Source organism: Candidimonas nitroreducens (assembly GCF_002209565.1).
GTDB lineage: Bacteria > Pseudomonadota > Gammaproteobacteria > Burkholderiales > Burkholderiaceae_B > Candidimonas > Candidimonas nitroreducens.
The window spans coordinates 181034-203089 of sequence record NZ_NJIH01000009.1 but is presented as its reverse complement, the minus strand read 5'-3'; the positions used below and the strand labels follow the sequence as shown (position 1 = coordinate 203089).

21 protein-coding genes and 1 pseudogene are annotated in these 22056 nt (G+C 62.7%); 13 read left to right on the top strand and 9 right to left on the bottom strand.

Annotated features, from left to right (window positions below):
* Positions 1-3: 3 nt before the first annotated feature.
* Positions 4-873 (bottom strand): VOC family protein, encoded by an 870-nt coding sequence (locus CEY11_RS16680; RefSeq protein ID WP_088604678.1) that lies wholly within the window; start codon positions 871-873, stop codon positions 4-6.
* A 378-nt stretch (positions 874-1251) separates the two neighbouring features.
* On the opposite strand from CEY11_RS16680, the gene CEY11_RS16675 reads away from it, so the two are divergent.
* Entirely contained in the window at positions 1252-2070 is an 819-nt protein-coding gene (locus CEY11_RS16675; RefSeq protein WP_198958924.1) for an aldolase/citrate lyase family protein, read from the top strand.
* A 134-nt stretch (positions 2071-2204) separates the two neighbouring features.
* On the opposite strand, the gene CEY11_RS16670 is transcribed toward CEY11_RS16675, so the two are convergent.
* Entirely contained in the window at positions 2205-2483 is a 279-nt protein-coding gene (locus tag CEY11_RS16670; protein ID WP_088604542.1) for a BrnA antitoxin family protein, read from the bottom strand.
* Positions 2470-2712, bottom strand: a pseudogene (locus CEY11_RS16665) (BrnT family toxin); the annotation flags it as partial. The pseudogene CEY11_RS16665 and the gene CEY11_RS16670, both read right to left, overlap by 14 nt.
* A gap of 217 nt (positions 2713-2929) precedes the next feature.
* Here CEY11_RS16665 and CEY11_RS16660 point away from each other — a divergent pair.
* The 3 genes from CEY11_RS16660 to otnI all read left to right on the top strand — a co-directional run bounded on the left by CEY11_RS16660 (position 2930) and on the right by otnI (position 5350).
* Entirely contained in the window at positions 2930-3550 is a 621-nt protein-coding gene (locus CEY11_RS16660) for a trimeric intracellular cation channel family protein (RefSeq protein WP_088604541.1), read from the top strand.
* 292 nt (positions 3551-3842) lie between these two features.
* Positions 3843-4496: a class II aldolase/adducin family protein gene (locus tag CEY11_RS16655; RefSeq protein WP_088604540.1), complete on the top strand. Its 654-nt coding sequence runs from the start codon at positions 3843-3845 to the stop codon at positions 4494-4496.
* Positions 4497-4516: 20 nt separating this feature from the next.
* The gene (gene otnI, locus CEY11_RS16650; protein WP_088604539.1) at positions 4517-5350 is read left to right on the top strand and encodes a 2-oxo-tetronate isomerase; all 834 of its coding nucleotides are present in this window, start codon (positions 4517-4519) and stop codon (positions 5348-5350) included.
* A gap of 214 nt (positions 5351-5564) precedes the next feature.
* Here otnI and CEY11_RS16645 read toward each other — a convergent pair whose 3' ends face one another.
* The 4 genes from CEY11_RS16645 to CEY11_RS16630 form a co-directional block, all read right to left on the bottom strand.
* Positions 5565-6344, bottom strand: coding sequence for a GntR family transcriptional regulator (locus CEY11_RS16645; RefSeq protein ID WP_143322900.1), 780 nt, complete (start codon positions 6342-6344; stop codon positions 5565-5567).
* 41 nt (positions 6345-6385) lie between these two features.
* A complete protein-coding gene (locus CEY11_RS16640) occupies positions 6386-7228 on the bottom strand; it encodes an amidohydrolase family protein (RefSeq protein ID WP_088604537.1) in 843 nt (280 codons plus the stop codon).
* 15 nt (positions 7229-7243) lie between these two features.
* A complete protein-coding gene (locus CEY11_RS16635) occupies positions 7244-8065 on the bottom strand; it encodes an NAD-dependent epimerase/dehydratase family protein (RefSeq protein ID WP_088604536.1) in 822 nt (273 codons plus the stop codon).
* Positions 8066-8128: 63 nt separating this feature from the next.
* Positions 8129-9112: a Bug family tripartite tricarboxylate transporter substrate binding protein gene (locus CEY11_RS16630; RefSeq protein ID WP_088604535.1), complete on the bottom strand. Its 984-nt coding sequence runs from the start codon at positions 9110-9112 to the stop codon at positions 8129-8131.
* A gap of 120 nt (positions 9113-9232) precedes the next feature.
* On the opposite strand from CEY11_RS16630, the gene CEY11_RS16625 reads away from it, so the two are divergent.
* The 9 genes from CEY11_RS16625 (at position 9233) to CEY11_RS16585 (ending at position 19904) form a co-directional block, all read left to right on the top strand.
* Positions 9233-10249 (top strand): 4-hydroxythreonine-4-phosphate dehydrogenase PdxA, encoded by a 1017-nt coding sequence (locus CEY11_RS16625; protein ID WP_088604534.1) that lies wholly within the window; start codon positions 9233-9235, stop codon positions 10247-10249.
* Between the two features lie 3 nt (positions 10250-10252).
* The gene (gene otnK / locus CEY11_RS16620) at positions 10253-11539 is read left to right on the top strand and encodes a 3-oxo-tetronate kinase (protein WP_088604533.1); all 1287 of its coding nucleotides are present in this window, start codon (positions 10253-10255) and stop codon (positions 11537-11539) included.
* A gap of 563 nt (positions 11540-12102) precedes the next feature.
* Positions 12103-12570 carry a (2Fe-2S)-binding protein gene (locus tag CEY11_RS16615; protein WP_088604532.1) on the top strand — a complete coding sequence of 156 codons (468 nt, stop codon included), beginning with the start codon at positions 12103-12105 and terminating at the stop codon, positions 12568-12570.
* Between the two features lie 24 nt (positions 12571-12594).
* Entirely contained in the window at positions 12595-14961 is a 2367-nt protein-coding gene (locus CEY11_RS16610) for a xanthine dehydrogenase family protein molybdopterin-binding subunit (RefSeq protein WP_088604531.1), read from the top strand.
* 14 nt (positions 14962-14975) lie between these two features.
* Positions 14976-15767: an FAD binding domain-containing protein gene (locus tag CEY11_RS16605; protein ID WP_088604530.1), complete on the top strand. Its 792-nt coding sequence runs from the start codon at positions 14976-14978 to the stop codon at positions 15765-15767.
* 9 nt (positions 15768-15776) lie between these two features.
* Positions 15777-16709, top strand: a complete 933-nt coding sequence (locus CEY11_RS16600; RefSeq protein ID WP_088604529.1) for an AAA family ATPase — start codon at positions 15777-15779, stop codon at positions 16707-16709.
* A gap of 18 nt (positions 16710-16727) precedes the next feature.
* The gene (locus CEY11_RS16595) at positions 16728-17984 is read left to right on the top strand and encodes a vWA domain-containing protein (RefSeq protein WP_088604528.1); all 1257 of its coding nucleotides are present in this window, start codon (positions 16728-16730) and stop codon (positions 17982-17984) included.
* Between the two features lie 18 nt (positions 17985-18002).
* Positions 18003-18629, top strand: a complete 627-nt coding sequence (locus CEY11_RS16590) for a CoxG family protein (RefSeq protein ID WP_088604527.1) — start codon at positions 18003-18005, stop codon at positions 18627-18629.
* Between the two features lie 234 nt (positions 18630-18863).
* Entirely contained in the window at positions 18864-19904 is a 1041-nt protein-coding gene (locus CEY11_RS16585) for an XdhC family protein (RefSeq protein WP_088604526.1), read from the top strand.
* 140 nt (positions 19905-20044) lie between these two features.
* On the opposite strand, the gene CEY11_RS16580 is transcribed toward CEY11_RS16585, so the two are convergent.
* Positions 20045-21043 carry a Bug family tripartite tricarboxylate transporter substrate binding protein gene (locus CEY11_RS16580; RefSeq protein WP_088604525.1) on the bottom strand — a complete coding sequence of 333 codons (999 nt, stop codon included), beginning with the start codon at positions 21041-21043 and terminating at the stop codon, positions 20045-20047.
* Between the two features lie 26 nt (positions 21044-21069).
* Positions 21070-22005 (bottom strand): 4-hydroxy-tetrahydrodipicolinate synthase family protein, encoded by a 936-nt coding sequence (locus CEY11_RS16575; protein ID WP_088604524.1) that lies wholly within the window; start codon positions 22003-22005, stop codon positions 21070-21072.
* Positions 22006-22056: the final 51 nt, after the last annotated feature.

The following is a 22056-nucleotide window of genomic DNA, read 5'->3' as shown; positions in this document are numbered from 1 at the left end:
GCCTTACGCTCTGCGCCAGCGGAAATCGTCCTGGCCGGGCACGTAGTGGCGGCCGGTCTGGGAGACGTCCCGGTTTACCAGCTGCCGGCCGTAATAGGGGTGCTTCAGGCTGCGCATTTCATGCTCGAGCACCGTCAAGACGGCGCCGCTTTCGACGTCTACGATGTCCTGATAGCGATACTGGTGCCGGTTGGATTCTTCGGTAATAAGGCCGCGCTGCAGCAGCCAGCGATAGGGCCGGGAAAAATCCGCCAGATAAATCGCCACGTGCGCGCCCTCGTATGCCGGCAGCGGGCCGGCTTTTTCATGAAACCGCAAGGTTTGCCCCGAGCCGCTCGCCACATGCGCCGTGACGCCCTCTGCGTCGTCGACGACATCCGCGCGGGCGCCCAATACCTCTCGATAGAAGCGCGCAATGGCGGCGGCCGAGCCGACGGCGACGTCCTGCTGCACATACAACACGCCCAGCATGACGCTGCCGGGCTCTGGCGATGCCTCGAAGCAGCGATAGACATTGCCCCACGGGCTGGTAAGTTCCAGGTACTGGCTGGTTTCATGTGCCATGTACCGGGTTCCCGCCAGCAAGGGCCGCACGGCCTCCATGCGCTCGCGCAGCGCCTGGCGCGACGGGACGACGACGCCGACGTGGCCGCCCAGAACCTGGGGGCTGCCCGTAGGAAGATGGAACTGGCTGCTGCCGATGTTGACCCACATATTGGCCACGTGCGGCATGACGTACGGGTCGCGCGTCAGGCCCAAGCCGGTCAGATAGAAGACGGTCGCAAGCAGCTGGTCGGGCACACGCGTATTCAGATGCTCATACGCAATGATGTTGCCCGTATCTTCTGCAGATCTATCATAAGGGTGTTCCATGGCGCCCCCGATGCGCAGGCAGTTCGGCCGCACGCCTCGCCACTTCCGAAAAAGCGCGGGCGCCAGGCAATTGAAGACTATACAGCGGCGCCCCGTTCGGCGAAGAAGCATATGCCGGCGTCAGCGCCATCCGGTGCACGTTTGTTATGTTATACAGCTAGTGCCATGTGCACGAAAACTCGATTTCATGGGTGCGAACTTCCGAGACACGGCACCGGGTTCCGCCAAGAATACAGCCATATAAGCCCTATGGAACAGACCCGGGTTCAATAAGCCGGCCGGCAGGCTCCGGAGCCCGCCGGGCCGGCCCTGCACGCCGGACGGGCCTTGCATGGAAGAACCCGGGGCCTGGAACATATTTTCTCGATCGGATTGAACATGTCTTACACCAACCATTTCAAACAAGCCCTGCGCGCGGGCCGCGCGCAGATCGGCCTTTGGTCCACCATCCCCTCGCCTTTCGTCTGCGAACTGATAGGCGGCGCGGGCTACGATTGGGTGCTGCTGGACACCGAGCACACGCCCACCGACGTACCGCTGATGCTGCACCAGCTGCAGGCCGTGGCCGCCGCGCACCCCGCGGCGGGCGTGCAGCCCACGCACGCGGTGGTGCGCCCGGCGTGGAACGACCCGGTGCTCATCAAGCGCTACCTGGACATCGGCGCCCAAACGCTGCTGCTGCCTTTCGTGCAGAACGCCCAGGAAGCCCAGGCCGCCGTGCGCGCCATACGCTACGCGCCCGAAGGCATACGGGGCATGGGCGGCTCGACCCGCGCATCCAACTTCGGCCGCAGCACCGACTACGTGGCCCGCGCCGCCGAGGAACTGTGCCTGCTGGTGCAGGTGGAAACAGGCGAAGCGCTGGAACAAATCGAGGCGATCGCGGCCATCGACGGCATCGACGGCATTTTCATCGGCCCCGCAGACCTGTCGGCCAGCCTCGGCTTTCCCGGCCAGGCGCGCCACCCGGAAGTGAAGCGCCGCATCGACGACGCCATCGGCCGCATCCGCGCCTGCGGCAAGGCTCCGGGCATCTTGATGGTGGACGAGCCGCGGGCGCGCGAATGCCTGGATCTGGGCGCGCAGTTCGTCGCCGTGGCGCTGGATACCATCCTGCTGCGCGATGGGCTGGACGCCGCGGCCGCACGCTTCCGCGGCCATTCAACTGCCGGGAAACCCGCGTCCGGCGATTATTGATCTGACGATTATCAATTGAGCAGCACGCACGGCTTGTGATGCCCAAGCCTGGCATTAGCGCTATGGATCCACGCGGCCGCTCGGCGGCGTTAAATCTATGCCCCAACAGGCCGCACCAATAATAAGTCTGACCGCTACGCGGCCTCGTGATCCCGCAACCACTCGCGCAAAGCCGCATTCATTCGGGTCTGCCAACCATCGCCAGTCGCCCGGAACGCATCGATCACATCTTGGTCGTAGCGGATAGTGACCGGCACCTTCGGTGCGTCCAGCCGCGGGCGGCCCATGCGTTTTGCGCGCTTGGCATCAGCTTCGCCAAATTCCATAGCATCGGGATCTGCAGCAATGCCCCGCTGGATGGAGGCATCCTCTTCCAGCGTGGGATGAATAGTCCCCGGCTTAAGTTTCGGCATAGCGCTTTACCTCTCTTGAATTCGCTTTGCGCAGGCTGATAATGCGTCGCCTGCCGCCACGATCGACAAAGACCACGCTGTATAAGCGCAAGCCGATGTAGCCCAGAGCCACCATACGCGGCTCACCGTAGCGGTAGCGTGTATCTTCCCAACACAGCGCATCTTCCCACTCGAACTCAGCCGCCAAAGACAGCGGGACACCATGCTTGTGCTCATTGCTGTCGTTCTTGGCCGGATCGAATGTAACTTGCGTCTATTTATTGTAGTTACAATAATAGAGTAAAGCCAGTGTTTTTTGTAGTTACGATAAATTCGATTGACTCAAGCGCCGCAATATTGCCGCGGCAGCGCCGCAGATCCGGAACAGGCCTGCGGCCACACAGGCGAACTTGCGATATGCTTGCCGGCATCGGCCCGGTTGTCCGGGAAACGTAAAGGCAGCGGGAATGACTACGCAAGCATTGTTTACATCGCTCGACCTGATAGGTACGTTCGTCTTCGCCATCAGCGGCGCGCTTGCGGCGCACCAGAAAAAGTTGGATCTGTTCGGCATCATCACGCTGGCCTACACCACCGCCTGCGGCGGCGGCATCATCAGGGATGTCTGCATCGGGGCGCTGCCGCCCGCGGGCCTGGCCGACTGGCGTTACCTGGCGCTGGCCTTGATCGCCTCCGGCCTGGTTCTCAGCGCCGAAGACCTGGTGCAAAAGCTCTCGCACCCGGTGCTGATGTTCGATGCGGCGGGCTTGGGGTTTTTCGCGGTTTTCGGCGCCCACAAGGCCCTGGGCCACAGCCACAGCATAGAAGCGGCCATCATTCTGGGCATGATTTCGGCGGTGGGTGGCGGGGTGCTGCGCGACCTGCTGCTGAATCGCACCCCGGTCATCCTGCAAAAGGAAATCTACGCTTCGGCGGCGCTGCTCGCGGCGGCATTGCAAACGGGCGGAGAAATCGCCGGCTGGTCGGCACACTGGCTCTCGTGGGCGGCCATTGCCCTGTGCTTTGCGATACGCTGCCTGTCGCTGGTGTTCCACTGGAACCTGCCGCGATTCACCAAAGGCGACTGAGGAGCAGATACCCGCTGGCGGGGAATGCCCGCCGGCGAAGCGGAGCGACTTTTGGCTACGCCCTGGCTCATGTCGCCGCCTGCTTACGCAGGCCAGACTATTCAGGTATAGGTATCCGATGCGCGCTCGGAGGCGGTATAAGCTTTTGTTGCCGATGCAAAGCCCACATGCACCACCTAGCCCGTAGGTTGTCGTAAACTCGAGCGATTGCTTTCTTCATTTGGCACCCGGATCAGGAAATTCTGCGGGCCGGGTTTCTTCGTGAAAGCATCCGACATGTCAAGCCCATCAAATGACTGAAACTGCATTGCGTCGTGAGATCTGCCGCGTAGGGGCATCGCTGTATGCGCGCGGCTATGTGCACTCGACGGCTGGAAACATCAGCGCAAAGCTGGATGATGGCGGCTTTCTGATTACACCGACAGACGCATGCATGGGAAGCCTGGATCCCTCTAACCTGGCCAGGCTCGACGCCAACGGCCAGCAGATCGACGGCGACCGTGCCTCGAAAACCATCGTCTTGCACCGGAAGATCTACGAATCGGCGCCTCAAGCGCGCAGCATCATTCATACCCATTCGACCCATGCCGTTGCCCTGACCTTGGCCAACCCGGACGCTCGTGAGGATCTGCTACCGCCGATCACGCCTTACTTCGTCATGAAGGTCGGGCATGTGCCGGTGATAGGCTACCATCACCCTGGCTCGCCGCACACTGCTAACGCCGTAAGCCAGAAAATCCGCGATATGGAAGCTGCCGGCAGACCGATCCGGGCTGTCATGCTTGCGCGCTTAGGCCCTACGGTGTGGGCCGAAACCCCCGGGCAAGCGTCGGCGGTGCTGGAAGAACTCGAGGAAACCGCCCGGTTGTACCTGCTAACACGCCCGGCGGCCCTTACCAAAATGCAAATCGACGAATTACACAGCACCTTTAAGGCAAGCTGGTAACCCAAGAATAAGCCCCTCGAATGCTCAAATTTGCTGCGAACCTCTCCTTTCTCTATAACGATGCCGACTTTCTCGACAGGTTTTCGGCCGCATCCAGGGACGAGTTCCATGCCGTTGAATATCTGTTTCCGTATCCCTGGGATGCCCGAGACATCGCTGCACGCCTCAACGATAATGGCCTGGAGCAAGTATTATTCAACGCCCCCGCCGGGGATTGGGATCAGGGTGACAGAGGGATAGCTTGTATCCCTGGCCGGGAATTGGAGTTTCGAGCCGGCTTCAACAAAGCACTGGAATATGCACAGGCCTTGGACTGCAGACGGGTGCATGTCATGGCGGGCATATGCCCGCCTGGCATCGATGCGGCGCAAATGCGTGCCACCTACGAAGCAAACGTCGCATGGGCCGCCGAACTGGCTGCCCCGATTGGCCGGGAAGTACTGATCGAGCCGATCAATCACCGAGACATGCCTGGCTATTTCCTAAACACCCAAACACAAGCGCACGATATCGTCCAAACCGTTGGCGCCATGAACCTAAAGGTGCAGATGGATCTTTACCACTGCCAGATAACAGAGGGCGACCTGAGCACTGCGATTAGCCGTTGGATTGCAACAGGTAGGGTTGGGCACTTCCAAATTGCCAGCGTACCGTCGCGCAACGAACCGACCACCGGGGAAATCAACGACAATTATATTTTCGATCTGATCGCATCAGAGTCGCAGCAACACGGCTGGGAGGGCTGGATAGGCTGCGAATACCGTCCCAAGCTCGGGGCCGAAGCGGGGGCAACCTCTCGCGGCCTGACTTGGCTGCGTACCTTACGCAGCCATTCCACATACCCGGTTATCTGACCAAGCCAGGCCAGTAGTCACATCGGTCTCGGAATGAAGGCGTCGCCCGCCAAACAGCATGCAATTTATCTGGCTGCCATGACAGGCTTCCAGAGCATTTGACCGTAGGCGGCCGAAACGGAAGCCGGGTCGACCCGGCGCGCCGGCATCCGCAGAACGATGGCGCATTACCCCAGTGGCTGACAACAGAACTCGGGCAGGCGGCTTGGGTAGATCAGGAAATACGGCAATCTACCTGGCAATCACCATCGCCATCGGCCACCTGGCCCTCATCGACACGTTGGCCCTTCGCCATCGCTGCGATGGCGCGCTGCTTGCCATTCAATACATGCTTTTTGAAAGCGCTCTGGGCACGCTTCACGTCATGGGCCGCTACTGCCTGGACGATATCGTAGTGCTCTTGGTTCGAGATTATCAGCCCTTGAGGCTGTACCAGGCTGCGGTGCCGGTACAAGTGCAATTCCTTGTCAGTGCCTTGCAGCATTTCGAGCAAACGCTCGTTGCGGGAACATTCCACCAAACGGGTATGGAACGCAATATTCAAATGGTAGTATTCCTCTATGTTGCCGGCGGCGGCAAGGCCTTGCATGCGCTCTACCATGGCGCGCAACGCCGCAATATCTTCTTCTGTGGCGCGTTTGGCAATAAGCCCTCCCGCCAATTGAGCCAGCGCCCCTCTTATTTCGTAGATGTCCAGGGCCTGGTCTACATCGACGCTGCGTACGAACACACCTCGATTCTTTATGACCTCGACAAGACCCGCCTGCTCTAGTTGGCGGCACGCTTCGCGGATGGGGCTCCTGCTGGTGCCAAACCGATGCGCAAGCGCAAGCTCGTTGATGCGCTGCCCGGCGCTCAGTTCGCCATTCAGGATCATCTGCTCGATTTGTTCCTTCAGGAGCGTAGGCAAAGATGCGGACTGCAGGAAAGCGAGCGACGTAGTGTTATCGGCCATGGAACGCATATTAACTGCGCGCAGAATAAAACGATTCAAATGACGATGTCGTACGCGGCGCAAGCAATCGAAACAGCGTTCTACGACTCGGGAAAGCCATAAAGCCGAGCCGGATTCTGGACGAATACCGCAGACCGTTCCGACGGCGAACGAAGCACGCTCAAGAACGATTGCAACGCCCTGGCATCATCGGGTTTTTGGGCAGGAAGAAAATTCGGATGCGGCCAGTTCATGCCCCAGATGATGCGCTCGGGGCCTTCGTCCAACAAGGCATGCACCCGGGATTCTACCATTCTGAAGTCGGCCTCCCCGTGAGGAGTGCTGTAGTATGGCGCGGCTAGCTTGAGCCAGCCCCCCCGGCGCACGAATTTCAAGAGCGCCTGAAATGCGTGCGACTCAGTCGAGTAGTGGCCAGGCAGGCGCCCCAAATGGTCGATAACGACCGGGCACGGCATTTCCAGCAAGGCGTCGACACTCGATGCGAGAGCCAGGCCGCCGCCCTGCACGAGCAGGCTCCATCCTTGTGCAGCAATTTGTACCGCTGTGCGCCGGATAGCAGAGGTGTCGATAGGCGCATCGTCCGGAAACAAAAACCGAATTCCCCGAACGCCGGCCAGATCAAGCCGTTCCAAATCGCTTTTCGTCAACGTCTCATCGGGCATGATGACACCTCTTGCCCGGGCGACACCGAGCCGGGCAATGGTGTCGAGCATGCAAGCGAAGTTGCCGCCGTATGCCTTGGGTTGCACGAGCACCAGCCGTTCCAGCCCCAACGGCTCTGCCACGCGGAGGTAATCGGCGATCTCTGACTGGGGGTCGAGGCGATGCCCCCGAAGGATCTGATAGCGAGACGGATCGCCATAAATATGTGAGTGCGTGTCACAGGCGCCTGCCGGCAAGGAAAAGGGGCTCGGGGCATTCATGAGGCTGTAGGGGAATCAGGGTTCGAGAGGCCTATTGCGCGGCAAGACCAAGCCGTAATCGGCCCGCTTGCCCCCCTGGAACGCATAGCGGGGAGGGCATTTCCCGCTGGCAACCAGGTCTTGGATTTCATCGCGGTAGCGCTCCGCCTTGTCTTTTGGGGCGTAGTTCAAGCGCGCGGCGTGCGTGTTATTCCACCAAGAATCGGCGTTGTCCGATACGCCGTACACAATGCTGAACTCTACGGACGGCGCATCGAGGCAGGCCTGTACGAGCAAACTGAAGTCGGGCTCGCTCAGCCAGGTCGAAAGCTCTCGCGGTTCACTGGGCTTCGGCCGGGTCGACCCTATACGCAGGCACACGGACTCGAGGCCGAACTTGTCCCAGAAATAACGGGCCGTGTTCTCGCCGAAGCACTTGCTGAGTCCATAAAGGCTGTCGGGACGCAGCGGCGCCCGGTCATCCAAGTGCTCTTGGATGGGATACATGCCGATGGCGTGGTGCGAACTTGCATAAATGACACGTTTGACGCCAGCACGCCGCGCAGCGTCGAAGACGTTGTAGGTACCTGCGATATTGACTTGCAAGGTTTGATCCCAGTCATCCACATTCAGGCTTGCCCCCAAGTGGATCACTTGATCGACGCCCTGCATTAACTCGTGTACGGCATGAGCATCAACCAGATCGCAAGGGCAGAGTTCTTCCCCATCACGGCGCGGGCCCAGCGCAGCAATGTCGGAAAGCCGCAGAATTTCGGCCTTTCCCCGCAAAGACGCACGCAGCAGCGTGCCCAGTTGCCCGGCCGCCCCGGTAATCAAAATTCGTCGATGGCTAATCATTTTTCCTTCCTGAGTTCAGACAGCATCGAATGACAATACCGGAAAACCGTGTGCACATCCGCGTTACTGAACCTGCAGATGATTGGTTTTGATTACGCTGCCCCAGCGATCGTACTCGGATTTCAGGAACGTCTTGAATTCTGCAGGGGTATTTAACACCGGGTCATTTCCCGAATTGATCAAGCGCGTCCGGATATCTTTCTCGTTGACTACCTTGGCGATATCTTGGTTGATTTTTTTTACTATTGCCGGCGGCATCCCTGCAGGGCCATAAATGGCGTTCCACGTAGCTGTCACAATATGGCTTCCGGTGGATTCCAGGATAGTGGGAACCTTGGTCGCCAGAGGCGAGCGCTTAGCTCCGGTCGTGACCAGCGCTTTGAGGCGGCCATCGAGCACAAAAGGCATGCCGGAAGGAATATTGGCAAACAGCACATCAACCTGACCGGCCGCTACCGCAGTAAGAGCCGGCTGCTCTCCACGGTAAGGCACGTGCACGCCTTGCATATGAAGCTGCGCCTTGAGCAATTCGTAAATCATGTGGGGCGACGAGCCCACGCCGCCCGACGCAAACGTGACTTTACCCGGGTTCTTCCTGACGTAATCGACAAATTCCTTGAAATTATTGGCAGGAAAAGAAGGCCGGGTGACAAGCACCAGCGGCGAGGACGCAATGACCGTGATAGGTGTCAAGTCTTTCAGCGGGTCATAAGGCGGCTTTGCGAACAACTGTGGCGCAACGGCAATGGACGTCTGCGGCGATATCAGCAAGGTGTATCCATCGGGATGCGAATTGACCACGCTCAGCCCAGCGATGGTGCCGCTGGCTCCGGTGCGGTTCTCGACAACGACCGATTGCCCCCATAGGTCGGAAAGCCCTTTCGCCACAATCCGAGCCAGAGTGTCGGTGCCCCCGCCGGGCGCCAGCCCGACAATGATCTTGACCGGACGGTCGGGATATGAAGCGGCTACAGAGGGCGTTGCGGCAAGCACGCCGATGAGGCCGCTGATGCCCGCGGCGATTAGCGTGCGACGCGTTGTGTTCATGCTGTGTCTCCTGTTTTTTAAGGCTTGATTTTGTTTCTTTATTGCCGACTGTCGACAATACGCATAAAATTACCATTATTTCGCCGGGATTGAAAGCCCGAATTTTCACGGAGCAGGTAAATGCATAAGCCCACGATTGCGCTATTCACAGGTGACCCCGCCGGCATAGGCCCGGAGATTGTCGCGAAGATTCTTGACGACGCTGATGTACGCAACGCGGCGAACTTGCTGATAGTCGGCAGCAGGCCCGTTCTGGAAGCAGGCATGCGAACTGCAGGAATAAGGACTGAAGTGCCCGACGCCCCCGACAACATCCCTGCGGGGGATCACGCGCCGCTGCTGATGAATTGGCAACACGTCGGCGCGAGCGAATTCACGCTGGGCCAAGTAACGCCAAAAAGCGGCCGCTTCATGCTCGACGGCCTGGCATTCTGCCTGAAAATGTGCATGGATCATATCGCCGACGCAATGTGCGTGGCCCCGCTCAATAAGGCGGCCTTGCGCGCGGGGGGCATGAAACATCCGGACGAAATGCACTATTTCCGCGAAGTCCTGGACTTCAAGGGCAAGTGCGTGGAATTCAACGTAAACGACAAATTGTGGACGTCTCGCGTTACCTCGCATGTCCCTCATAAAGACGTCAGCGGCCTTTTGACGGCTGAACTCGTCGCCGACGGCGTGGGCATGCTATGGCAAGGCCTCAAGGCATCGGGTTTCGAAAATCCCAGGATCGCCGTTTGCGGCCTCAATCCTCACAACGGCGACGGAGGAGCATTCGGCCGCGACGAAATCGATGTCATCGAACCCGGCGTCAGGCTGGCCGCGCACAGAGGCTTTGCGGCCGACGGCCCATTCCCGGCCGACACCACGTTCGTGCGGGCGATCAACAAGGCCAATGGTGGCGGATACGACGGCGTACTGACCATGTACCATGATCAAGGCCAAATTGCCATGAAGCTCATGAGTTTCGGCGAAGGCATCACTGTGCACTACGGGCTGCCCATGCCGATCACCACTCCGGCACATGGAACAGCTTATGATATTGTCCAGAAAGGCATTGCCATGCCGGGCGCCATGAAGAACGCATTGCTTGTTGCCGCCAAAATGGGCAGTTCCGCAAAAACAGCGAGAGGTTGAACTGTGGCTATTCTGCTTGGATGCATTGCCGATGACTTTACAGGCGCGACAGACCTGGCGGGGATGCTCCAACAGGCGGGCATGCGCACAATTCAGATTATCGGCGTACCCTCGACGCCTTTGCCCGCCGATACCGCCGCCGATGCTGTCGTCATCGCACTCAAGTCACGTACGACACCGGCACGCCAGGCAGTAGAAGACTCGCTAGCTGCCCTGCAGTGGCTAAAAAGCGCAGGCTGCCGCCAGTTCTACTTCAAGTACTGCTCGACATTCGACTCAACGGATCGTGGCAATATCGGCCCGGTCATCGACGCGCTCATGGAGGCTACTGGCAGCGAAATTACGATCGCATGCCCGGCGTTTCCGGAAAACGAGCGCACCGTGTACAAAGGACACCTGTTCGTTGGCGATACCCTGCTGGCCGAAAGCGGCATGCGGAATCATCCACTGACGCCGATGACCGATTCGAATCTGCCGCGCGTTCTTCAACGTCAAACAAGACATACCGTAGGGCTCATAGAACATCGCATCGTGGCGGCCGGGTCAAATGCCATCCATGAATCATTGCTGCAGCTCCAGACGCAAGGCGTCAAGATCGCGATCGTCGACGCGACGTCCAACGCAGACCTGGTTCAAATAGGCGCCGCATGCGCGCCTTTTCCGTTGGTTACCGGAGGGTCGGGACTGGCGCTTGGCCTTCCTCAAAATTTTCGCGCTCAAGGCTTGCTGCACCCAGTCGAGCCGGCACAACAAGCGCCCTCGACAGATGGCTTACGCGCCATTCTGTCCGGCAGCTGCTCACAGACTTCCCAGGCCCAGCTGCGGCATATACTTGACTACGGCGTTCCTGGTTTTGCTTTGGATCCACTGCAACTGGCCGCCACCAGCGATGCCCTGCCCCGCTTGGTGGACGACGTCATGGCTTGGGCAACACCACGTGTCGAAAATGGGCCCGTCATTGTCTACGCCACCGCCGCCGCCGATAAGGTCAAGCGAGTTCAGTCGGCACTAGGCGCCGAACGCGCCGGAGCCATCATCGAAGAAGCGCTGGCCGCTATCGCAAAACGCCTGGTTGAAGCCGGCGTGCGCCAATTAATTGTCGCTGGCGGGGAAACGTCCGGGGCAGTGGTGACTGCTCTCGGCATCAATCGCCTGCGCATCGGGCGACAAATCGACCCCGGCGTACCCTGGACCGTCAGCCTGGGCGACCGCCCCATCGCACTGGCCCTCAAGTCGGGTAACTTCGGCAGTACCGACTTCTTCGAGAAGGCCTGGGATAAGGTGCCATGACGCCATTTATTTTGTATCAGCGGCCCTTATAACGTCCGAAATTCGGGAGTAGCGCGCTGTCGAGCCGATCTTGAGCGCACACTGTTCTTGAGCGCACACCGTGTTCGGAGCCGCCGACATAAATAATAAAAGGATTGAAATCGGGAACGGCACGATCGGGGTGTGGCATGGCGGCTCTTGGGTAGAAGAAGCATTCGTAGAAGAATGCCGCGAACCCGGCGGGCCCGCCTGTCAGGCCGACCTTGCTCGCAGTACCGTCTCATATACGCCCCTTGCACCGGCAGGCTGGCGATGGCGCGGTACAACGTACGCAGGCCGGCGATGCCGCGGTACAGCGTACGCAGGCTGACGCCCTGTTCGTCGCCCCGCTGAAGGGGTGGCGGCGGCAACGCAGGCGCTGCATCAGTTCCAGCAGTCTTTCGGCGCGAGACATTCAGGCTCCATGAAGCACGGCGGCCGACGTTGCAGTGCAGCTAAGGGTTTTACCTAGGTAGCGCCCCGCCTCGCAGAGTTTTAAGAATGGGAGGCAGGATTCGAAGGACAACGAACTGGAGACATCTGCGATGAAAGTCGAGCTGAAAGTCAACGGACAAGCCGTCAGTGCCGAGGTCGAACCCAATGTGCTGCTGGCGCAGTTCATCCGCGGCCAATTGCGGCTGACCGGCACCCATGTGGGCTGCGATACCGCCCAGTGCGGCGCCTGTACCGTGATCGCCAACGGGCGATCCATCAAATCCTGCAACGTCCTGGTGGCGCAGATGCAGGGTGCCGAAATCACCACCATCGAGGGCCTGGCCAATGGCGACGGCGGCCTGCACCCGGTGCAGGCCGCCTTCAAGGAATGCCATGGCCTGCAATGCGGCTACTGTACGCCGGGCATGGTAATGAGCGCGGTCGATCTGCTGGCCCGCCATCCGCAGGCCAGCGAGGCCGAGATCTGCGAGCAGCTGGGCGGCAATCTGTGCCGCTGCACGGGCTACCACAATATCGTCCGGGCAGTGCAAACCGCCCAGAAAACCCTGGCCGCCTAAGGGCGCTCGGCAAAGGAGACCATCATGGGTGCAAACGAGTTTGCCAGCATGCCGCACATAGGCGAAGCGCTGCGGCGCGTCGAAGACACGCGCTTTCTGACGGGCGCCGGCAAGTATGTGGACGACATCCACCAGGAAGGCCAGAAATACGCCTGTTTCGTGCGCTCGCCGCACGCCCATGCCCTCATCAAGAGCATGGACACCGCCGCAGCCGCGGCAATGCCGGGGGTGCGGCGCATCTATACCGGCCAGGACATCGAGGGCAAGGTCGGCGGGCTGCCCACCGGCTGGCTGATCAGCAACCCCGACGGCAGCCCGATGAAAGAGCCGCCCCACCCCTTCCTGGCGATCCACAAGGTACGCTACGTGGGCGAACCGGTGGCCATGGTGGTGGCCGATACGCTGGAGCAAGCCCGCAACGCTGCCGAGGCCGTGTCCGCCGACTACGAAGAGCTACAGCCGGTGGTCGACATGGCCAAGGCCGCGCAAGGCCCGGCGCTGCACGACGAGGCCCCCGACAATCGCTGCTACAAATGGGTGCTGGGCGACAAGGCGGCCGTCGACGCCACGTTTGCCGGCGCCGCGCACGTCACGCGCCTCGACCTGGTCAACAACCGCCTGGTTCCCAACGCCATGGAGCCGCGCGCCGACAACGCGCGCCACGACCGCGCCTCGGGCGAAACGCTGCTGTACACCACCAGCCAGAATCCGCACCTGGTGCGCCTGCTGCTGTCGGCCTTCGTGCTGAACGTGCCCGAGCACAAGCTGCGCGTGATCGCCCCGGACGTCGGCGGCGGCTTTGGTTCGAAGATCAATCTGTATCCCGAAGACGTGGCGATAACCTGGGCCGCGCGCGAACTGGGCTGCGCAGTCAAGTGGACGGCCGAGCGCAGTGAAAGCTTCATCGCCGACACGCACGGGCGCGACCACATCTCGCACGCCGAGATGGCGCTGGACAAAGACGGCAAGTTCCTTGCCCTGCGGGTGCATTCCGACGCCAACCTGGGCGCCTATCTGGCGACTTTCGGCCCGGTCGTGCCCACCATTCTGTACGGCACGCTGCTGGCCGGCCAGTACACCACGCCGCAGATCTACGTCGAGGTCGACGGCTGGTTCACCAACACGGTGCCGGTCGACGCCTACCGCGGCGCCGGGCGGCCCGAGGCCGCCTATCTGGTCGAACGCCTGGTTACCCGCTGCGCTTGGGAACTGGGCATTGGCCAGGACGAGATCCGCCGCCGCAATTTCATCACCGAATTCCCTTATCAGACGCCGGTGGCGCTGCAATACGATACGGGCGACTTCCCGAAGTGCCTCGAAGAAGCCAGGAAACTCGCCGACGTGGCCGGTTTTGACGAACGGCGCCGCGCCAGCGAGGCCAAGGGCCTGAAGCGCGGCATCGGCTATTCCAGCTACATCGAGGCCTGCGGCCTGGCGCCTTCACACATCGTCGGGCAGTTGGGCGGACGCGCCGGCCTGTATGAATGCGGCGAGGTGCGCATCAACCCCACCGGCTCGGTCACCGTGTTCACCGGCACCCACAGCCACGGCCAGGGCCACGAAACCGCGTTTGCGCAGCTGGTCGCCGCGCGGCTCGGCATTGCCGTCGACGCCGTGGAAGTCGTGCACGGCGACACCGGCCGCATACCCTTCGGCATGGGCACCTATGGCTCGCGCTCGCTGGCCGTGGGCGGGGCGGCGGTCATGAAGGCGCTGGACAAGATCGAAGAAAAGGCCAAGAAGATCGCAGCCCACCTGATGGAGGCCAGCGACGCCGACATCGAATTCACCGCCGGCGAATTCCGCGTCAAGGGCACCGACAAGAAAAAGGCTTTCGGCGAGGTAGCCCTGGCCGCCTACGTGCCGCACAACTACCCGCTCGACAAGCTGGAACCCGGGCTGGACGAAACCGCGTTCTACGACCCCAGCAACTTCACCTATCCGGCCGGCACCCATATCTGCGAGGTCGAGGTCGACCCGGCCACCGGCGCGGTGCACGTCGACCGCTTCACGGCGGTGGACGACTTCGGCGTCATCGTCAACCCCATGATCGTCGAAGGCCAGGTGCAAGGCGGGGTGATGCAGGGCATAGGCCAGGCACTGCTCGAGGAATGCGCCTACGATTCCAGCGGCCAGCTGCTTAGCGGCAGCTACATGGACTACACCATGCCGCGCGCCAAGGACTTCCCCGAATTCAGGCTGGGCACCGTGTGCACGCCGTGCACCCACAACCCGCTGGGCAGCAAGGGCTGCGGCGAAGCCGGCACCATAGGCTCGCCGCCGGCGGTCATCAATGCCCTGCTCGACGCGCTCGAGCCGCTGGGGGTGCACGATATCGACATGCCCGCCACGCCGCACCGCGTCTGGCAGGCGATCCAGGCCGCACGCTGATCCAGGAGACGAACATGTACGCATTTACCTATGAACGGCCGGCCACCCAGGCCGATGCGCTCAAGCTGGTTCAAGGCGGCGGCCAGCCGCTGGCGGGCGGGCAAACCCTGCTGGGCTCGATGAAACTGCGCCTGGCCGCGCCCGAACAATTGGTCGATCTGGGCGCCATCAAAGAGCTGTCGGGCATCCGCCGCGAGGCGGGGGACATCGTCATCGGCGCCATGACCCGGCACGCCGACGTCGCCGAAAGCGCCGAGGTGCAGGCTGCGATTCCGGCCCTGGCGCGGCTCGCGGGCGGCATCGGCGACAAGCAGGTGCGCGCCATGGGCACCCTGGGCGGCTCGGTAGTGAACAACGACCCGGCGGCCGATTATCCGGCCGCCTTGCTGGCGCTGGGCGCCACCGTGCACACCACCGGGCGCAAGATCAAGGCGGACGATTTCTTTCTCGGACTGTTCAGCACCGCGCTGGAACCGGGCGAACTCGTCACGGCGATAAGCTTCCCGGTACCCAAGCGCGCCGCCTACGTGAAGTTCCCGCAGCCTGCTTCGCTGTTCGCCCTGATCGGCGTCTTCGTCGCGCAGTTCGACGACGCTGTGCGGGTCGCGGTAACGGGCGCAGGCAACGGCGTGTTCCGCCACCCGGCCATGGAGGCGGCCCTGGGGCAAAACTTCAGCCCCGATGCGCTGGCCGGCGTGACGACCGACGAAGCGCTGGCATCCAGCGACCTGCACGGCAGCAGCGCCTACCGCGCCCACCTGGTGGGGATGATGGCGCAGCGCGCCGTGGCCCAGGCGCTGTCTTAGGGCCGCTGCATGAACACAGCGCCGCCATCTGCCGCACCGCAAGGCCCTGCTTCCATCGACGCGCTGCTTGCGGCGCTCGAGGCCAGGGCCTATTTCGCCGACCGGCGCCTGGCCACGGCGGTGTTCCTGGCGCTCAAATTGCAGCGGCCGCTGCTGCTCGAGGGCGAGCCGGGCGTAGGCAAGACGGAACTCGCCAAGGCCCTGGCCGCCGTGCTGGGGCGCGAACTGCTGCGCCTGCAATGTTTCGATGGGCTGGAGCAGCGCGAGGCCCTGTACGAATGGAACTACGCGGCGCAGTTGCTGCACCTGCGGGCCGCCGAAGGCCGGGCGCCGGCCAGCGAACTCGAACAAGAAGTCTACCAAGCACGCTACCTGGTGCGCCGCCCGCTGCTGCAGGCACTGCAGGCGCCTGCGCCCGGGGCGCTGCTGCTGATCGACGAAGTCGACCGCGCCGACGAGCCGTTCGAGGCCTTCCTGCTGGAATACCTGGGCGAATACCAGGTCAGCATCCCGGAACTGGGCACGGTGCGCGCCACCATCGCGCCGGTGACACTGCTTACCAGCAACCGCACGCGCGAACTCAACGATGCCGTCAAGCGGCGCTGCCTGTATCACTGGCTGGACTACCCCGACCGCGAACGCGAGCTGGCCATCGTGCAGGCGCTGGTGCCCGAGGCGCCGCGCGCCCTGGCCCGCCAGGTAGCCGCCTTCGTGCAGCAGCTGCGCAAGGCCTCGGGCGAAGGCCATTTCCAGCGCGCCCCGGGCATTGCCGAAACCGTGGAATGGGCGCGGGCGCTGGTGGCCCTGGACACCATTACCCTCGACCCCGAGGTCGTGGTGGACACCGCCGGCATTCTGTTCAAGCAGCGCGACGACGTCGCCGCACTGGATCACGCGCTGGCATCCGAGACCCTGCGATCGGCACGACAGGCCGCGGCATAGCACGGCGCAAGGCGGCACATGCATACCCGGCCCACGCCCCCCGCCGATCACGGCAGTCTCGCGCCGCACACGCCGCGCGTGGCGCTGCTGGGCGACGCGCGCAGCGGCAAGCTGGGCAGCAATCTTGGCGCCTTCGGCCGCGCCCTGCGCCGCGCGGGGGTGCCGGTGGACGCGGCGCGCATCGCCCTGGCCCAGCAGGCGCTGCAATGCGTCGGCGTGGCGCGCCGGCAGGATGTGGCCGCGGCGCTCGAGGCAGTGCTGGTCGGCCGCGAACAGGATCGCGCGGTGTTCCGCGAAATGTTCGAGGCCTTTTTCCGCGACCCGGAGCTGGCCCACCAGCTGCTGGCCCGCATGATGCCGCGGGCCGTGCGCGAGGCCGGGCCGCCGCGCGCGCGCCCGCGCGTGCAGGCGGCGCTGGCCCCGGCAGCCGCGGCGCACGGCGCGCAGCAGCCGGATCTGGAATTCGACGCTGCCATGACGGCAAGCGACGTGGTTCGCTTAAAGACCGCGGACTTCAACCAGATGTCGGCCAGCGAATACACGCTGGTGCAGCGCCTGGTGCGCGACATCGCCCTGCCACTGCCCACGGTGGCCGGGCGCCGCACCCGCGCCGGCCCGCGCGGCACGCGCATACACTGGGGGCGCACCTTGCGCGAGGCCGCGCGCAGCGGCGGCGACGTGATGGCGCTGCAGCGGCTGCAGCGCCGCCGCCAGCCCCTGCCGCTGCTGGCGCTGGTAGATGTATCCGGCTCCATGGAACGCTATGCCCGCACCCTGCTGGCCTTTCTGCACGCGGCGACCCGCCATGTGCAAGTGGGCGGCCGCATCCTGCCCGTGCGCCGCAACGTGTTCGCCTTCGGCACCGAGCTTACCGATCTGGGGCCGGCCTTTCGCCTGGCCGACACCGACGCCATGCTGCTGGCCGCCGGCAGGCTCATCCACGATTACGCGGGCGGCACCCGCCTGGGCGACTGCCTGGCCAGCCTGTGGCGCGGCCACGCGCGCTGCCTGGTGGGGCGGCGCACCGTGGTGCTGATCGTCACCGACGGCCTGGACACCGGCGAACCCGACGACCTGGCGCGCGAACTGGCCCGGCTCAAGCGCCGCACGCGCCGCATCCTGTGGCTCAATCCGCTGCTGCGCTTCGACGGCTACGCGCCCAGCGCCCGCGGCGCCGCGGTGCTGCATGGCGCGGCCGATGCCATGCTGGCGGTACATAATGTCAGCCGGCTGCAGGATCTGGCCGGCGCCATCGCCGCATTGGTAAAGCCATAATTTCACAAGGAGTCAACCATGGACATGCAGGGCTCGCGCACACTGTCGGTCGATCGGCAACAAGCCTGGGACGCGCTCAACGACCCCGAGGTTCTGAAGGCTTGCGTGCCCGGCTGCGAAAGCATCGAGGCCACTGGCGAAAATAGCTACGCCCTGGTCAGCACCGTAAAGGTCGGCCCGGTGGCGGCCAAGTTCAAGAGCACGATACAGCTGGCCGACATCCAGGCCCCCGAGAGCTATACACTGAACTTCAACGGCAATGGCGGCGCGGCGGGTTTCGGCAAGGGCAGCGCCAAGGTTGCCCTGACGCCCCAGGGCGAGGGCTGCGAGCTGGCGTACACGGTCAATGCGATGGTCGGCGGCAAAATCGCGCAAGTCGGCCAGCGGCTCATCGACGGCGTGGCCAAGTCCATGGCGGAAAGCTTTTTCAAGCGCTTCGACGAAGCGATGCAGCGCCGCCACCCGGCGCCGGCCGAGGCGTCCGACGCGAGCGCCTCCGCTACGGCCTCTGCGACTTCCATGACCGCTGCGAGCGCAGCGGCTGGCCCGGCGGCAGCCGGCCCGGCTGGCCGCCGCGTTTCCAATTGGGTCTGGGTCGTGGTGGTATTGCTGGTAATACTGGGTATCGCCTGGGCCAGGCAATGATGCCGGCTCGCGTTCGACACAAGCGCCGCGGCACGCTTTGCCATGATGCCGCCTGTGCCGCCCGCGGCCGCGTCTTATTGCCTTGTTGTTGCAATGCGCCCGGCGCGGGGGCCTTAGACTATAGACTTAGACTATAGGTATGGATAACCACGGATCTTGATAAGCACAAATCTTGACAACTATAGATCCTGATAAGCACGACTTTTAGCGGGAGAGATTTTCAGGAGTCGCTACATGGAAAATCTGGACTTCATTATTTTGCGCACGCTGCGCGACTGGCGCCGCAATGGCAGCCATGCCGTGCTGGCAACGGTAGTGCACACGTGGGGATCTTCACCGCGGCCCATAGGCTCGATCATGGCGCTGCGCGAAGACGGTATCGTCGTGGGCTCGGTTTCGGGCGGCTGCATCGAAGACGATCTGATCGCCCGCTACACCCAGGCGGGCGTGGCCGACGCCCTGCCCCGCAGCGGGCCGCCGCAGTTTCTGAAATACGGCGTCACAGCTGACGAGGCGCACCGCTTCGGCCTGCCCTGCGGCGGTACGCTGGAGGTCGTGCTGGAATTCGATCCCGACACACAGTCGCTGGTGGATCTGCTGCAGATGCTGGACACCGGCCAGCTCATGCACCGGCGCGTCCGCCTGGCCGATGGCCAGGTGCGGCTCGAACCCACCGACGTGCCGGCAGACCTGAGCCTGGACGAGCAGGAACTGGTCAATACCTTCGGCCCCGGCTACCGCATGCTGATCATCGGCGCCGGACAGATGAGCGAATACCTGGCCACCATGGCGCAGTTCTGCGGCTTCGCGGTCACGGTATGCGATCCGCGCAAGGAATACAGCAGCGTCTGGAGCGTTCCCGGGGTGCGCGTCGTGGACACCATGCCGGACGACACCGTGGCCGAGTTCCAGCCCGACGCGCGCAGCTGCGTCATTGCACTGACGCACGACCCCAAGCTGGACGACCTGGCGCTGCTGCAAGCCCTGGAAACGCCGGCGTTCTATATAGGTGCCATCGGCAGCCGGCGCAACAACCGGGCGCGGCGCGAGCGCATGATCGAATACCTGGATCAGACCGAGCAATCACTGGCCCATCTGCGCGGCCCCATAGGCATTTATATAGGCAGCAAGACCCCGCCCGAAATCGCCGTCAGTGTCATGGCCGAGGTGCTGGCCGTCAAGAACGGGGTGGCCCTGCCGCACGACATCGACGTGGCATACGTCAAAGATCAGCAGGGCATGGCCGGATCCGGCTCCGTCTGCTTTACCGGCTGACGACGGCGGCGCGGCGCCGACGGAAAGCCCGGAAATACCGGCCGGAAGCCGGCGCCGCAAAACGCAGCAAAACATATGGCCCGCCTTGCGGCGGGCCATATTTGCGGTACATACGTACGGTACGACAGTGCGACAGCTTGCTAGCTGACGGTAATGTGAGCCGCGTCGATGACCTTTTTATAGCGAGCCATTTCGGACTCGATATAAGCGGTGAAGTCCGCCGAGTTCTTGTACGAGGACTCGAACCCGAGGGCCTTGAGGCGCTCCTTCATTTCGGGCGAATCCATGATCTTGGAAGATGCGGCCTCGAGCTTGCTGAGAATTTCGGGGGGCAGCTTGGCGGGCGACCACAGGCCATACCAGGAATAGAACTCGAAATCCTTCATGCCGGCTTCGCGCATGGTGGGCACGTTCGGCAGCAGCGGACTGCGCGCTTTGCCGGTTACCGCCAGCGCGCGCAGCTTGCCGGACTGCACCAGCGGCAGCGAAGACAGCATGGGATCCATGATGGCCGAAACCTGCCCGCCGACCAGATCCGACAAGGCGGGCGCCGAGCCCCTGTAGAGCACGATGGGTACCTTGGAAATATGGGCGTCATACAGGAACTGCGCCGCGGCCAGATGGCCGGCGGAGCCGAAGCCGCTGGTGGCGAAGGTATATTTGTTCGGATCGGCCTTTACGTCGGTGATGAATTGCTCGACGGTATGCGCGGGGACTTTCGGATTCACGCTGAAGATCAGAGCGCCCTGAGCCAGCAGGCTGACGGCGGTGAAGTCCTTCACGGCGTCGAAGGTGATCTTCTTCTTGTACAGCAGCGGATTGATGGAATGTATGGACGCGTTGATATACAGCGTATAGCCGTCGGGCTTGGCCCGTGCCACATAAGCCGCGCCGATCATGCCGGAGGCACCGGGGCGGTTTTCAACGATCACGGACTCGTGCAGCTGGGCCTTCAGCTTGTCGGCGAACAAACGCGCCACGCCGTCGACCGCGCCGCCAGGGGGGTGGGGAACGACGATCGTGATGGTGCGGGACGGATAGGCATCTTCCGCCTGGGCGCCGCCGGCGGCCATCATGCCGGCGATACCCAGCGCCATGACTGTGGCGCGCAGAAAGCCGCCGCATATGCTTTGCTTCATAGACTTCTCCCTATGCGTATAACGGATCAGGCGGCTTTCAGTTCGCGCGAGCTCCAGCCGTACTTCTTGTCCAGCCCCAGTTCGCGCACCGCGCGCAGGCCCTGCTGCAGCGCTTCTTCGGGCAGCGCCTTCAGGGGCTTGCGCAGCTCGCCCGCGGGCAGCCCCACCGCCTTGAGCAGCGACTTGATCGCCACCGGATTGATGGCCGAGTACGAGAAATGCAGCATCGGCAGCATCTGCAGATAGGTTTCGCGGAAACTGACCGACACCTCCGGCGTGGCCCAGGGCCGCGAGATCGTGGCCATCTCGGCCGGCGCGATGTTGCCGGTCATGTTGGCCGTACCGTGCCCGCCCAGGCTCATCGTCGGCACCACCAGCCCCAGGTTGGGCGAATCGCAGCACATCACCGCCACGTCGGGGCGCGCGTGCAGCACCTGCGCCACCTGCCCCACGCGCGTGGTGGATTCCTTGTGCACCACGTAGTTCGGGTGCTTGAAGATGCGCAGCAGATTGCTCCAGTGCAGGTCGGTCTTGACCCGCGGCGGATTGTTGTAGATGCCCAGCGGCAGGTCGGTCGCATCGGCCACTTCCAGGAAGTAGTCTTCGATGTCGGCTTCCGAGCCGCAGATATACGCCGGCGCGGCCAGAATCGCCCCGTCGGCGCCGTTGGCGCGCGCAAAGCGCAGGTAATCTATGGTGGTCTCGGTATTGTTGCCGGTGCAGCCATAGAAGAACTTCATCTTGCCGCTTTTCATCTTGGCCGTCTCGGCGATGATCTGCTGGCGCTCTTGCTGCGACAGCATCGACACTTCGCCGGTCGAACCCATGATGAGCACGGCCGCGGTGCCGTGATCTTCCTGGAATTTCAGCAGGGTGCGGAAACCTTCGAAATCCACCGTCCCGTTGCGGTTGAAAGGAGTAATGAGAGCCACGAAGGACCCTTCGATCTTCATCTTAGCCATTGCGATTCCACCAATCGATATTGAATTTGGACGACTACGGCGCCCGCCACG

What these genes read in the sequence shown, in the direction of transcription:
- CEY11_RS16585 (WP_088604526.1), top strand. Translation starts at nt 18,864, where the DNA reads ATGGAAAATCTGGACTTCATTATTTTGCGCACGCTGCGCGACTGGCGC.
- CEY11_RS16655 (WP_088604540.1), top strand. Translation starts at nt 3,843, where the DNA reads ATGACTGAAACTGCATTGCGTCGTGAGATCTGCCGCGTAGGGGCATCG.
- CEY11_RS16640 (WP_088604537.1), bottom strand. Translation starts at nt 7,228, where the DNA reads ATGAATGCCCCGAGCCCCTTTTCCTTGCCGGCAGGCGCCTGTGACACG.
- CEY11_RS16660 (WP_088604541.1), top strand. Translation starts at nt 2,930, where the DNA reads ATGACTACGCAAGCATTGTTTACATCGCTCGACCTGATAGGTACGTTC.
- CEY11_RS16675 (WP_198958924.1), top strand. Translation starts at nt 1,252, where the DNA reads ATGTCTTACACCAACCATTTCAAACAAGCCCTGCGCGCGGGCCGCGCG.
- CEY11_RS16615 (WP_088604532.1), top strand. Translation starts at nt 12,103, where the DNA reads ATGAAAGTCGAGCTGAAAGTCAACGGACAAGCCGTCAGTGCCGAGGTC.
- CEY11_RS16575 (WP_088604524.1), bottom strand. Translation starts at nt 22,005, where the DNA reads ATGGCTAAGATGAAGATCGAAGGGTCCTTCGTGGCTCTCATTACTCCT.
- CEY11_RS16630 (WP_088604535.1), bottom strand. Translation starts at nt 9,112, where the DNA reads ATGAACACAACGCGTCGCACGCTAATCGCCGCGGGCATCAGCGGCCTC.
- CEY11_RS16610 (WP_088604531.1), top strand. Translation starts at nt 12,595, where the DNA reads ATGGGTGCAAACGAGTTTGCCAGCATGCCGCACATAGGCGAAGCGCTG.
- CEY11_RS16670 (WP_088604542.1), bottom strand. Translation starts at nt 2,483, where the DNA reads ATGCCGAAACTTAAGCCGGGGACTATTCATCCCACGCTGGAAGAGGAT.
- CEY11_RS16605 (WP_088604530.1), top strand. Translation starts at nt 14,976, where the DNA reads ATGTACGCATTTACCTATGAACGGCCGGCCACCCAGGCCGATGCGCTC.
- CEY11_RS16580 (WP_088604525.1), bottom strand. Translation starts at nt 21,043, where the DNA reads ATGAAGCAAAGCATATGCGGCGGCTTTCTGCGCGCCACAGTCATGGCG.
- CEY11_RS16680 (WP_088604678.1), bottom strand. Translation starts at nt 873, where the DNA reads ATGGAACACCCTTATGATAGATCTGCAGAAGATACGGGCAACATCATT.
- CEY11_RS16625 (WP_088604534.1), top strand. Translation starts at nt 9,233, where the DNA reads ATGCATAAGCCCACGATTGCGCTATTCACAGGTGACCCCGCCGGCATA.
- CEY11_RS16600 (WP_088604529.1), top strand. Translation starts at nt 15,777, where the DNA reads ATGAACACAGCGCCGCCATCTGCCGCACCGCAAGGCCCTGCTTCCATC.
- CEY11_RS16595 (WP_088604528.1), top strand. Translation starts at nt 16,728, where the DNA reads ATGCATACCCGGCCCACGCCCCCCGCCGATCACGGCAGTCTCGCGCCG.
- CEY11_RS16635 (WP_088604536.1), bottom strand. Translation starts at nt 8,065, where the DNA reads ATGATTAGCCATCGACGAATTTTGATTACCGGGGCGGCCGGGCAACTG.
- CEY11_RS16590 (WP_088604527.1), top strand. Translation starts at nt 18,003, where the DNA reads ATGGACATGCAGGGCTCGCGCACACTGTCGGTCGATCGGCAACAAGCC.
- otnI (WP_088604539.1), top strand. Translation starts at nt 4,517, where the DNA reads ATGCTCAAATTTGCTGCGAACCTCTCCTTTCTCTATAACGATGCCGAC.